This is a genomic window from Burkholderia pseudomultivorans (genome assembly GCF_001718415.1).
Classification (GTDB): domain Bacteria; phylum Pseudomonadota; class Gammaproteobacteria; order Burkholderiales; family Burkholderiaceae; genus Burkholderia; species Burkholderia pseudomultivorans_A.
This window is the reverse complement of sequence record NZ_CP013377.1, coordinates 1-12,231: the sequence shown is the minus strand read 5'-3', so window position 1 is coordinate 12,231 and position 12,231 is coordinate 1. Positions and strand designations below refer to the sequence as shown.

The window sequence follows — 12,231 nt, the reverse complement described above, 5'->3', positions numbered from 1 at the left end:
CGGCTGCCGGCGCGGCAGCCCGCTTGGCGGCGCGCCGCTTCGTCTAAGATGACACCTTGTCCTGAAAAAGCCAGCTTCATGGAGACGAACGTGACCGCCCCCTCGCATCCCGACCAACCGGTTTTCGTGCTCGTGCACGGCGCATGGCATGGCGCGTGGTGCTTCGCCCATGTCGCGACTGCGCTGGCCGAGCGCGGCCACCTCGCGATCGCGCGCGACCTGCCCGCGCACGGCATTCACGCCCGCTTTCCCGCCTCCTACCTCGAACGGCCGCTCGACAAGGACGCGTTCGGCGCCGAGCCGTCGCCGGTCGCGAACACGTCGCTCGACGATTACGCGGCGCAGGTGATGCAGGCCGTCGACGACGCGTACGCGCTCGGTCGCGGCAGGGTGATCCTCGTCGGGCACAGCATGGGCGGCCTCGCGATCACCGCGGCGGCCGAGCGCGCGCCGGAGAAGATCGCGAAGCTCGTCTATCTGGCGGCGTTCATGCCCGCGTCCGGCGTGCCGTGCCTCGACTACGTGCGCGCGCCCGAGAACCGCGGCGACCTGCTGGCGCCGCTGATGCTCGCGAGCCCGCGCACCACGGGCGCGCTGCGGCTCGATCCGCGCAGCGGCGACCCGGCGTATCGCGAGATGACCCGGCGCGCGCTGTACGACGACGTGCCGCAGGCCGACTTCGAGGCCGTCGCGAACCTGCTGAGCTGCGACGTGCCGGCCGCGCCGTTCGCGACCGCGATTCCGACGACCGCCGCGCGCTGGGGCGCGATCGACCGGCACTACATCAAGTGCCTGCAGGATCGCGTGATCCTGCCCGCGTTGCAGCAGCGGATGATCGACGAAGCCGACGCGTTCACGCCCGGCAATCCGACTCACGTGCATCAGCTCGACAGCAGCCATTCGCCGTTCATGTCGCAGCCGGCCGTGCTGGCCGGCGTGCTGGCCGACATCGCGAAGCACTGAGCACCGCGCGGCGGCTTGCCGAAGCCGCTTCTTCGCGTACGACGATGCGCCGTGCCGCGCGCTACGCGTGGCCGACCGAGCGATCGCGGCCGAGCCGCTTGGCGCGATAGAGCGCCGCGTCGGCGTCGTTGACGAGCGAGTCGCAACTCGACGCGCCCGCCTTCGCGCATGCGCCGCCGACGCTCGCCGTCACCGGCACGCTGAAGCCTTCGGCGTCGACCGGCGTGCCGCCGATCGCCGCGCGCACCTTGTCGGCCACGCGCATCGCCTCGTCGAGATTCGTGCACGGCAGCAGCAGCGCGAATTCCTCGCCGCCGAAGCGGCCGAACGTGTCCTGGGTGCGCACGATCGACGCGACGCGGCGCGCCGTCTCGCGCAGCACCGCATCGCCGGCCGCGTGCCCGAAGCGGTCGTTGATCGCCTTGAAGTGATCGAGATCGAACAGCAGCACGGACAGGTCGCCGCCGTAACGCTGCCAGCGCGCGAATTCGGCGCTCAGGCGCGCTTCGAAGCAGCGCCGGTTGGCGATGCCGGTGAGCCCGTCGCGATTCGCATGCTCGCGCAGCTTCGCGAAGGCCTCCTCGCGTTCGCGCTGCATCACGCTCACGTGCGTGACGTCCGAGATCGTCACGCACACGGCTTCGACCTCGCGCCCGCGCGCGAGCGGCATGAACGTGCAGTCCTGCTGCATGTAGTCGACGCCGCCCGTGATCGGCCGGTCGTGCTCGAAACGAAACAGGTAGGGGCGCTGCTCCCACGAACTGAACGCGAAGCTGCCGAGCTGGAACACGCTGTCGAGCTTGCGCGCGAGCCATGCGCGCGGCAGGTCCGGAAAGCAGTCGAACAGGTTGCGGCCGATCACGTCGGCGGCCGGCACGCCGCTGTGGTCCTGCATGAAGCGATTCCACATCAGCACGGTCATCGCGCGATCGAGCACGAACAGCCCGAAGCCGACCCGTTCGATCACGAGATCGCTGAGCGATGCGGGCGCGGCCATCACAGCGCGGACAGCAACGCGTCGAGCGCGTCGCCCATCAGGCGGATCGAATCCTCGGCCATCAGCATCACGAAATGAGCGCGGAACGCGTGATCCTCGAGACCGAAGTTCACTTCGAGCAGCAGCGCGATGCTCCAGGCGAGCGCGCTCGGCTCGAACACTTCGTCGAACGACATGTTCGCGCCGAGCAGCCCCGGCGGAAAGAACACCGGCTTGCGGCCGAGTTCGTCGAGGATCGACGCGACGCAGGCGCCCATCAGCACGTTCGCGACGTCGAATACGAGTTCGTCCCGGGTCGTCATGCCGCCGGGCATGTCGTCGCCGAAGGTGCGCTCGACCAGCGACATCAGCCGCGCAATGCCGGCGCTGCGGCACAGCACGATCGCCTCGCCCTTGATGTCGGAGCGGAAGCCCTGGCGCACGGCGGTCACGTTGTCGCGAATCCCCGTCATCTCGCTCAGCACGCCCCCCGCGTCGGCCGCCTTCACGACGCGCACGCGCGGCACCGACAGCTCGATGAAACGCCCGAGCAGCAACGCGAGCCGCGCCGCGGCGCGGCCCATCGCGAGGTTGGCGATCTCCTGCAACGCGTCGCGTTGCTCCGCCGTGAACACCGAGTCAGGCATACAACCCATACTCCCTGAGAATGGGCAGCAATGCGTCCGGCGTCACGGGCTTGGCGACGAATGCGATCGCGCCCAGCTCGCGGACGCGCGTTTGCGCCTGCGGCTGGATATCGGCGGATACCACGATCACGAACGTGTTCAGATCCTCGTGGCGCAGTGTTTCCAGTACCTGATAGCCGCTCATGTCGGGCATCGTCAGGTCCAGAAACATCACGGAAGCCTTGCCGTCACGATAAAGCGCCAGCGCCTCCCGGCCATTCGCTGCGTACGCGACATCGACATCCCAGTCGACCGGCAGGGCTTTCGCCAACAGTTTGCGCGCGAGCAGCGAATCGTCGGCAATTACAATCGGCAGGGACATGGCAGGCGATGCGAAGTACGGAATGGTCTCTCTCGCGTTAACGGCCGCGCGGCGCAGATCTTGAGGCGGACGACCGGCAACGCGGCGAGCGCCGTGGCGCGGACGTCGCCGCACACGCATGCGCGCGATGCGTCGCGCGACACGCGCCGGCAGGCGCATCACGATCCGTGTTGGGAAAAGCAACGCGCGATTCTCTGGCTAAACCGGTGGCGGTGCAACTCGCCGATTTATCCGTTTCGAACAAAATCGATTCGGACGCCGCGCATTCCGAAAACAGCCTGGGTCATTTTCGGCATCTGGACGCAAAATTTTTCCCTGTGTACGTTTGCGCTTCCGGATTCGTCGCGTTTTCAATCCGACAGCCGGCTTACGTCGCAGCCGCCCGGTTGCACGCCAAGGCGCGCCCGTGCAACTCGTTTATGATGGGGCACCTTCGCTTCACCGCTTGCTCGAATGACGTCCGACCGGCCTGCCGACTCCCGCACATCCGCCCCCGCTCCCGCCGACGACTGGCAGGACGACGGCAACTATGCGTCCGGCGCGCCCGAGCACGATTTCGCGGTTCGCCGCGTGACGCTGATCGTGCTGCTCGTCGCGGCGATCGTGCTGCCGTGCATCTACGTGGTCGTGATGGCCTACAACGACCTGAAGGCGCGCGAAGCGGCCGCGAGCGACGTGACGATGCGCACCGTGCGCGTGGCCGAGGAGCATGCGCTCAAGGTGTTCGACCTGAGCGAAACGCTCGACGCGCGGATCGTCGACCTGGTCCAGGACATGGACGACGCGACCGTGCGCAGCAAGGAGTCCGATATCCACGAGGCGCTGAACACGATCGGCGGCGGCTATCCGCAGGTGGCGGCCGTGTCGATCTTCGGCGCGAGCGGGATGCTGCTCGCGAACAGCCTCTACTATCCGGCGCCGTATGCGTCGATCGCGAACCGCGACGACTTCGCCGGCATTCGCGACGGCAAGGTCATCGAGCACATCTCGCGGCTGATGATGGGGCCGCTCAAGCTCGAGAACATTCCCGTGTTCAACACCGGCGTCGCGCGCCGGCACAGCGACGGCTCGTTCGCGGGCATGGTGTCGATCGCGCTGAAGTCGTCGTATTTCAATGCGTTCTACCGCGACCTGCTGGGCGGCTCGAAAACGCCGATGACGATGGCGCTCGCGCGCTCCGACGGCGCGGTGATCGCGTCGTATCCGCCGCCGCCGTCGATCGCGCATACCGATCGCGAAGCGACGTTCGGCAACCCGCGCAACGATCCGCGCGCGGGCGTCGTGCGCGTGCGCCACGGCAGCGACGACAGCGAGATCGTCGCGTACCGGCAGGTCGGCAGCTATCCCGTCTATGTGACCTGCGCGTACCGCACGTCGGAAATCTGGCGCGAATGGTATGAACACCTGAGCGTGCTGTTCCTGTCGATGTTCGCGCCGTCGATCGCGCTGTGGTGCGTGATCTGGCTGTCGCTGAAGCGGCTGAAGGCGGAAGAGCAGGCGTGGGATCGCTGGCAGGCCGAAGCGTCGATGCGGCGCTCGATCGAATCCGCGTACCGGCAGTCGCGCAAGATGCAGGCGCTCGGCACGCTCGTCGGCAGCGTCGCGCACGACTTCAACAATCTGCTGATGATCATCTCCAGCAACGTGCAGATCGCGCGGCGGCGCGGCACCCAGCATCTCGACAAGGAACTCGGCGCGATCGAGCGCGCGCTGAAGAACGGGCAGTCGCTGACGCGCCAGCTGCTCGGCGTCGCGCGCAAGCAGCCGCTGCACAACGAGACCATCGACGTCGGGCAGTGGCTCGGCACCTGCCGCGAACTGCTGAAGACCTCGCTCGGCTCGAAATCGTCGCTGGTCGTCGCGATCGATCCGGGCGTGTGGCCGATTCGCGTCGACGTCGCCGAGCTGGAACTTGCGGTGATCAACCTCGCGGTCAACGCGCGCGATGCGATGTCGAGCGGCGGCCGCTTCACGGTCGGCGCGCGCAACGTGACGCTGCGCCGCGAGGACGGTTTTCCGCTGACCGGCGATTTCGTGCAGATCTCGCTCGACGATACGGGCTCGGGCATGGCGCCCGACGTGCTCGCGCGCGCGTTCGAGCCGCTGTTTACGACCAAGGCGCAGGGGATGGGGACCGGGCTCGGGCTGCCGCAGGTGTTCGCGTTCTGCGAACGCTCGGGCGGCCTCGCGACGATCGACAGCGCAGTCGGCGCCGGCACGTCGGTGCGCCTCTACCTGCCGCGCGCGCGCGCCGAGGACGTGGTGGCGCGGCCGACGGCCGCCGCGCACGAGCCGGGCCCGCACGCGGGCCTGCACGTGCTGCTCGTCGAGGACAACAGCGAAGTGGCGGCCGGCACCGAGGCGCTGCTGTCGCTGCTCGGCCACCGCGTGACCTACGCGGCGACCGCCGACGACGCGCTGCAACTGATCGAGGGCGCGACCGCGAACGACGCGTTCGACCTGGTGATCTCGGACATCCACATGCCGGGCCGGCTGAACGGCATCGACCTCGCCGAGGCGATCGAGAAGCGGCCGGGAAAACTGCCGGTGATCCTCGTCACCGGCTATGCGGAGGAACTCGACCGCACGCGCACCGTCAACGTGCGCGTGCTGTCGAAGCCGTTCGACATCGCGCTGCTCGACGAGATCCTGATGGGCATCCGCGACGCGCGCGACGCACGGCATACCGGCATGTGACGGGCCGCGGCGCGTGCGGCGCGCCGTGCGCGTGCCGGTGCCGGCGATTCACGCGGCTTAGGGAGGGCGCTCAGGCCGCCTTCAGCACGCGCACCCAGGCGGCGTAGCGATCGACGAAGCCCTGCAGGAACTTGCGGGTGTCCTCGTTGACGATTTTGCCGTCATCGTCGATGCGCGACGGATCATGCTTGATGAACATCTCCGGCTGCCCGAGCGTCTTCACGTCGAGATAGGCCAGCACGTTGCGCAGGTGCTGCTGCGCGAGCGCGGTGCCGGTCGCGCCCGGCGACGTGCCGAGCACCGCGCCCGGCTTGCCCGCCCACGAATTGGAACCCCACGGACGCGAACCCCAGTCGAGCGCATTCTTCAACACGCCCGGAATCGAGCGGTTGTACTCGGGCGTGACGAACAGCAGCGCATCGGCCGCTTCGATCGACTGCTTGAAGCGCTTCGCGACTTCCGGGAAGTCGGCGTCGTAATCCTGGCTGTACAGCGGCAGTTCGCCGATTTCGACGAACTCGAACGAAAGATCGGCGGGGGCGAGCGAGATCACGGCGCGCGCGAGCGCGCGGTTCCAAGAACCGCTGCGCAGGCTGCCGACGACGACCGCAACACGATAGGCCATGGCATTCTCCTTCCGGTGAGTGAGGAATCGAATCGATTGCTTCTGGATAGGCGACAAAGGTCTGTTTATAGGCAGGCCAGCCCGCAAGCCGTCCCACGGGGCCATCCGGCCGACTTTCCACAAGGTTTTCCACAGAAATTGTGGATAACTTTGCGTCCGGCTGTGACGCGATGGACCACCACCCGCCGCACCGTGTCGGCACGCGCGACGCGAGGCTTCGGCAAGCATAGCGCAGCGCGCCGCGCCGCATTGTGAATTCGCGACGGAACATGCATTGCCGGCCGGCAGCGCGGCCAGTAAGCTGCTCGCACGGCGACGCACGCATCCTCCGACGTGCGCCGGACCGATTCGACCGACCTTTTCCCGCCCCAGCCCATGCCGTCCGCGTACGACGATCCCGCTTATCTCGAAAAATTGCGGTACGACTTGTTGCGTTTCGCGCGCCTGCAATTGCGCGACACCGACACCGCCGAAGACGCCGTGCAGGAAGCATTGACCGCCGCGTGGTCGCATGCGGCCGATTTCGCGGGCCAGTCGGCGCACAAGACCTGGGTGTTCGGGATCCTGCGCAACAAGCTGATCGACGTGTTGCGAGCGCGGCAGCGACTGGTGAGCCTGTCGGCGCTCGACGCGGAGCTCGACGGCGAATCGGCGCTCGACCGCGAACTGTTCAAGGAAAACGGGCACTGGGCCGCGCATACGAAGCCGCGACCGTGGCCGCGGCCGGACACGCTGTTGCAGCAGCAGCAGTTCTGGACGCTGTTCGAGATGTGCCTCGACCATCTTCCCGAACAGATCGGACGCGTGTTCATGATGCGCGAATTCCTCGATGTCGAGATCGCGGACATCTGCAGCGAGTTGACGTTGACGACGAATCACTGCAGCGTGCTGCTGTACCGCGCACGCACGCGATTGCGCACCTGCCTCAGCGAAAAAGGACTGACGACCGAAGATGCTACCGGGGAAATGTAAGGACGTGACGCGGCTGCTGTCGGATGCGCTCGATCGGCATCTGACGATGCACGAACGCGTGCAGGTGCGCGTGCATCTGCCGGTCTGCAGCGGATGCCGCGCCTATCGCGGACAGATCGCGCTGCTGCGGACGGCCGCGAAAGTAGCGGCGGGGCAGGAGCCGGAAAGCGGGGAGGAATCGTGATGCGCGGATGTGCGGGCGGGAGCGGGTGACGCGGGTGTTCGATGCGGGACGAAGGCTGCCGGTGTTGTAGAGGTGCTTTTGTCGCGGCTGGCGCTGTCATGTGATCGGAAGCGGGGGCGGACTGCCGCCGCGCAGCGCGTAGCTCTCGTCGATGCCCGGTGTGTCGGGCGGGCTGCGCGGTGGCGGGCGCTTGCTGTCGGCCGGGCCAGCCCGTCCAAGCCGACCCGGGCTGATGCAACAAGAAAAATACGTCGATGAAAAATTATTCGAACAGCGCGCGCACCGATTCCGGCGGTCGCCCGATCGCGGCCTTGCCGCGATACACGACGATCGGACGCTGCAGCAGGATCGGGTGAGCGACGATCGCGGCGTAGGCCTCGGCGTCGGTCAGGTCTGCGCGTCCCAGGTCGAGGGTCTTGTACGGCTCTTCGCCATCGCGCAGCATGTCGCGCACCGGGCGTCCGAGCTGGCGATGCAGCGTTTCGAGCGCCTCGACCGTCGGCGGCGTCTTCAGATACTCGACGACGTTGACGGGCGCGCCGGCGGTGTTCAGCGTTTCGATCAACGCGAGCGTCTCGCGGGACTTCGAGCATCTAGGGTTGTGGTAGATCGTGATCATCGTTCTGGCGTGGATGGGGGAAGCAGGTATTGTAGCCAAGCCGGGGCGGGAAGCCGGTTCGGGGTCGGGGCTTGAAGCGAAGTGGGTGAGGATTCGATTCCTCACGGGAATGCGGTGTTCGAAGCCGCTTGTTTGAATGAGAGGTTGGAAAGCGCGCGGGATTGAAGCCAAGCGCTTGATGTGTTTATGCGCATAAAGGCGCTGCCCGGAAGGGCGGGGCGGGTGTCCGGCAAGAAGAAGCCGTGACGGTAGACGGCGCTGCCGGTGCACGGGTAGTGACGGAGGTTTATGCGCATAAAGCGATCTGTTCGCTTCGATCGCTGGCCGCTCGCTCATGTCGCAACGCGTTGGCACTCCTGCTGCCGGAAACCGGGCCGCACATCGAGGCCCTGCAACAGACGTCGTAGGCGCATCACCGCTCATGCGACTGCTCGCGTGACGACCGTGGCGCTCTGCCAATCGGTCGCCGAGTTTATGCGCACAAACTCGACGCGCAGCAGGCAGGGCGGCGCAGGGCGACGAATGCCCGTCGGTTCGATGGCACTTCCCATGGGTTCGGATGACCATCGGGTTGCTTTGCGCGCGGCCATGCTGTCCACATTCGGCGATCGGGGGTGACAGCCATTGGCGTCCAGGGGAGCCGCCTCCCCCGGTCCGACCGAGTTTATGCGCACAAACTCAGTCGCCGCGGTTCGCTAACGGCGACGCTGACGGCCCACCACGCGACATACAAAAGGGGAGTCGTCACCGCGAGTTGCTCGCCAGCGAATATCCCTTCCGGGTCATTCCCGGCTAAATCCGGCTGACCCACTGACTCATCCCGGAACTCATCTATTTGAACCGCCACCACCTCAGTCTCCACCTCCCCGTTTATGCGCATAAACCGATAGGCCGAACGGCCAACACGTAGTTGCTAAACGACAATTTCATTGAAATATAAATATCGTCCTGTAGAATTCCAACGACCAAAAACAGGAGTGGAAATTGGCCGCGGAAATCATTGCAGTCACTCAACAAAAAGGCGGCGTCGGCAAAAGCACGATCGCCATGCACCTCGGCGCCGCGTTCCATGAAAAAGGGAAGCGCGTCCTCGTCGTCGACGCAGACGGCCAAAACACACTGGTCCACTGGTCGAGCGCGTCGGGAGACAGCGACAACGGCATTCCCTTCCCCGTCGTCAACCTTGCCGAAGCCGGCAGCCAGATCCACCGCGAGATCAAGAAGTTCATCAACGACTACGACATCATCGTCGTGGACTGCCCGCCATCGATCACCGAGAAGGTCTCGGGCGTCGTCCTGCTGGCCGCGTCGATTGCCGTGATCCCGACTTCGTCGTCGCCGGCCGATTACTGGTCGAGCGTCGGGCTCGTGAAGCTGATCCAGCAGGCGCAGGTCATGAACGAGGACCTCCGCGCGGTGTTCCTGCTGAACAAGACCGAAGAGAAACGCATGCTCACCCGCGAGCTGAAGCGTGCGCTCGAAGAACTCGGTTTCCCGCTGCTGAAAACGCAAATCCCGACCCGCGAAGCGTACAAGCAGGCGATGGCGCTCGGCCAGACCGTCCTGCAGATAAACGACCGCGGCGCGCGGCTCGCCGCTGCGGAAATTCGTGCATGTGCCGACGAAATCGTCGCGATGCTGCCCTGACTTTATGCGCATAAAGGAGTCGCATGAAACCCTCCCAATTTGCTAAAGGATTCCAGGCGCGCCCGGATATCACGACGAGCGAGAAGCGCACGGCTCTCGACCGGCTCAACGCCATCGACGGCATCGTCAAATCGGAAACGACGTCGCCAACGCCGACCAAATCCTCGAAGAAAGACAACACGGCGGCCGCCGCTCCGGAAGTCGTGCTCGACGCGTCGACCGACGAATCGGCGCAATATCGCGCGTGGCGCCTCGAGAATCGTTATGCGCCCGGTCAGGTGATCGAGCTGCCGCTGAAGGCCATCAAGCACAGCCCGTTCAACCCGCGGCATTTCTATCTGAAATCGTCGATCGCCGAACTGGCAGTCAACCTCGCGAAGCAGGGGCAGCAGCAGGCGATCCACGTGATCCCGGACTACGACAATCCGGGCACGTATTTCGTCAGCGACGGCGGTCGCCGCGTACGCGCGCTGAAGGAAGCGAACAAGGAATCGGTCAAGGCGATCGTGATCGACGTGCCGATCGGCATCCAGAGCTACAAGCTCGGCTACGACCTCAACGTCCAGCGCGATTCGCAGACGGTGTTCGACAATGCCGTCGTCTGGCGTCGCTTCCTCGACGACCAGCATTTCCAGAGCCAGAAGGAACTGGCCGAACATCTCGGTCTCGACGAGTCGACGGTCGCCGTCGCGCTGTCGATCGGCAAGCTGCCGGAAGCGGTCATGCAGGAGATGGTCGCGCGCCCGGATCGCTTCGGTTCGAACATGGCGTACCAGGTCGGCCGCTATCACAACGCGCGCGGCACCGAGGCCACGCTGCGGCTGATCAACAAGATCGTGTCGGACGACCTCAGCACGCGCCAGGTGGCGGATATCGTCAAGGGCCGCGTGGCGGCGCAGGAGACGCCGAAGCCCGCGAGCCGTCAGCGCTATGCGCAACGGCTCGAGATCAAGCTCGGCGGCAAGTCGGTCGGCGACCTGAAGTCGTACGGCGAGGACCGCATCGAGCTGCGCCTGCGCGGCCTGCCGAAGGACAAGCGCGACGCGATCCTCGAGCAGCTCGAGCGGATGCTGTTGTCGGACTGATGGAAAGGGCCGGGACGGCCCGGCGATGATGCCGGGCCCGGCCACCCTCGGGCGGCCGGCCGGCGGCCCGTCAGCGGGCCGGAAAGGGCCTCAGGCGGCCCGGGATTGATTCAGCGTGAACGACAGCAGGTCGCCGTCGGTCGGCTCGCCCCAGGTCTTCTGCGCGAGCCAGTCGAAGAAGGCCGTCTCGGCCAGCTTGGAGTCGAGGCCGCGCTTGCGCCAGTCGTCGCGCAGATGCGAGCCCATCGTCGGCAGCGCTTCCGACTCGAACGACTCGCGCGCCACTTCGCGCTCCTCTTCGCCCTGCTCTTCGTACAGCACCTTCGCTTCCTTGCGGCGGAACGCCGCGAACTCGCTCAGCAAACGTGCCTTCAGGTCGTCCGGCTGCGCCGTCGCGGCCTTCGCGGACGGCGTGGCGGCCGGCAGCGCGTCGACGGTATCGACCGGCGGCGCATAGCCCTTCTTCAACGCATCCTTGAACAGCGCTGCGGCGCTGCGCACCGGCGGCAGCGTCGTGCTGCGCATCCGCTGCTCGGTCATCTGCAGCGCGGCGCGGATGCGATTCTCCTCGCTGTCCGCATACAGCGTCTGCGCTTCCTTCAACGGAATCCCGAGCTTCACCATCCGGTCGACCAGCGTGCTGTCGAACACGTTCGGGTGTTCGTCGAGCGCCAGCATCGGCTGCTTGCGTTCGGTCACGCGGAACTGGATCTCGGCGACGCGTCGCCCTTCGCGATGCTCGATCAGCTCGACGAAGATGTTGGTGACCGCGTTGACCTCCGCAATCGCCGGCCGTAGATAATCGCGCTTGAAGTACTTGTACTCCCGTTTCGCCTCGTCGCCAGCTTCCGTGTCGGGCGTGCCCGACAGGATCGGGCGCCACCATTCCCACGGCTCGCGCATCGTGAGGTGGCTCGGGTTCGTCAGGTAGCGCACGCAGATCTCGTAGAGCGCGAGGCCGGCGCTGCTGCGCAGCTGGCTCTGGAATTGCAGGCTCAGGCGCGCGTACTGGACCGGGTCGAGCAGCTTCTTCTTGATCTTCGGCGCGAACGAGAATTCGACCCACACGCGACGGGTGGCCGGATCCTCGAGAATTTCCGCATCGGCGATCAGCGTCGAGATCCCCCACTTGCGGCCGGGCTTCTGGCTCGACGTGCCGGTGCTCCATTCGACCTGCACCGACACCATGCGCCGCAGGTGTTCCTTCACCAGGGCGGTGTCGTTCGAATCGAAGGCGGAGTTGGCGACGATATCCGACAACAGCGCGCGATACGTATCGCCCGAGTCGTCGGCCTGCTGCGCCACGGCCAGCAGGACATTGAACAGCTTGCGAGTGAGGAGCGTGATCTTGCCGCTCTTCGGCTGAATCGCGATTGCCTCGACGGCCTTACGCAATTCGGCTGAACTGGCACTCACCACATCCACATCGGTTTTCTTGGCGCGCTTCGTGGCCAT

12 protein-coding genes are annotated in these 12,231 nt (G+C 66.0%); 6 read left to right on the top strand and 6 right to left on the bottom strand.

What is annotated here, in order from left to right:
• The first annotated feature begins 78 nt into the window (after positions 1-78).
• Positions 79-963, top strand: coding sequence for an alpha/beta fold hydrolase (locus WS57_RS00065; protein ID WP_009695037.1), 885 nt, complete (start codon positions 79-81; stop codon positions 961-963).
• A 61-nt stretch (positions 964-1,024) separates the two neighbouring features.
• On the opposite strand, the gene WS57_RS00060 is transcribed toward WS57_RS00065, so the two are convergent.
• Genes WS57_RS00060 through WS57_RS00050 form a run of 3 tightly spaced genes read right to left on the bottom strand, consistent with a single transcriptional unit; the run spans position 1,025 to position 2,947 of the window.
• A complete protein-coding gene (locus WS57_RS00060; RefSeq protein WP_040130745.1) occupies positions 1,025-1,963 on the bottom strand; it encodes a GGDEF domain-containing protein in 939 nt (312 codons plus the stop codon).
• The gene (locus WS57_RS00055; protein ID WP_009695034.1) at positions 1,960-2,586 is read right to left on the bottom strand and encodes a chemotaxis protein CheC; all 627 of its coding nucleotides are present in this window, start codon (positions 2,584-2,586) and stop codon (positions 1,960-1,962) included. The genes WS57_RS00060 and WS57_RS00055 overlap by 4 nt, the downstream gene beginning before the upstream one ends.
• On the bottom strand, positions 2,579-2,947 hold the full coding sequence (locus WS57_RS00050; RefSeq protein WP_009695033.1) for a response regulator: 369 nt from the start codon (positions 2,945-2,947) through the stop codon (positions 2,579-2,581). Before WS57_RS00050 ends, WS57_RS00055 begins: the two co-directional genes overlap by 8 nt.
• A 453-nt stretch (positions 2,948-3,400) precedes the next feature.
• Here WS57_RS00050 and WS57_RS00045 point away from each other — a divergent pair, with 453 nt between their 5' ends.
• Positions 3,401-5,644 (top strand): hybrid sensor histidine kinase/response regulator, encoded by a 2,244-nt coding sequence (locus WS57_RS00045; RefSeq protein ID WP_059512941.1) that lies wholly within the window; start codon positions 3,401-3,403, stop codon positions 5,642-5,644.
• A gap of 70 nt (positions 5,645-5,714) precedes the next feature.
• On the opposite strand, the gene WS57_RS00040 is transcribed toward WS57_RS00045, so the two are convergent.
• Entirely contained in the window at positions 5,715-6,269 is a 555-nt protein-coding gene (locus WS57_RS00040) for an NADPH-dependent FMN reductase (RefSeq protein ID WP_009695028.1), read from the bottom strand.
• A 375-nt stretch (positions 6,270-6,644) separates the two neighbouring features.
• Here WS57_RS00040 and WS57_RS00035 point away from each other — a divergent pair, with 375 nt between their 5' ends.
• Both WS57_RS00035 and WS57_RS00030 read left to right on the top strand, forming a co-directional pair.
• Positions 6,645-7,241 (top strand): RNA polymerase factor sigma-70, encoded by a 597-nt coding sequence (locus WS57_RS00035; RefSeq protein WP_009695027.1) that lies wholly within the window; start codon positions 6,645-6,647, stop codon positions 7,239-7,241.
• Positions 7,222-7,425 (top strand): zf-HC2 domain-containing protein, encoded by a 204-nt coding sequence (locus WS57_RS00030; RefSeq protein ID WP_040130742.1) that lies wholly within the window; start codon positions 7,222-7,224, stop codon positions 7,423-7,425. Before WS57_RS00035 ends, WS57_RS00030 begins: the two co-directional genes overlap by 20 nt.
• A gap of 262 nt (positions 7,426-7,687) precedes the next feature.
• On the opposite strand, the gene arsC is transcribed toward WS57_RS00030, so the two are convergent.
• Positions 7,688-8,044 carry an arsenate reductase (glutaredoxin) gene (arsC, locus tag WS57_RS00025; protein WP_059512937.1) on the bottom strand — a complete coding sequence of 119 codons (357 nt, stop codon included), beginning with the start codon at positions 8,042-8,044 and terminating at the stop codon, positions 7,688-7,690.
• Between the two features lie 984 nt (positions 8,045-9,028).
• Between arsC and parA the strand changes: the two genes are divergently transcribed.
• Both parA and WS57_RS00010 read left to right on the top strand, forming a co-directional pair.
• Positions 9,029-9,691, top strand: a complete 663-nt coding sequence (gene parA, locus WS57_RS00015) for a ParA family partition ATPase (protein ID WP_059512935.1) — start codon at positions 9,029-9,031, stop codon at positions 9,689-9,691.
• Between the two features lie 23 nt (positions 9,692-9,714).
• The gene (locus WS57_RS00010; protein WP_009695023.1) at positions 9,715-10,776 is read left to right on the top strand and encodes a ParB/RepB/Spo0J family partition protein; all 1,062 of its coding nucleotides are present in this window, start codon (positions 9,715-9,717) and stop codon (positions 10,774-10,776) included.
• Positions 10,777-10,866: 90 nt separating this feature from the next.
• Here the strand turns inward: WS57_RS00010 and WS57_RS00005 are convergent, their stop codons facing one another.
• Positions 10,867-12,231, bottom strand: coding sequence for a replication initiation protein (locus WS57_RS00005; protein ID WP_059481908.1), 1,365 nt, complete (start codon positions 12,229-12,231; stop codon positions 10,867-10,869).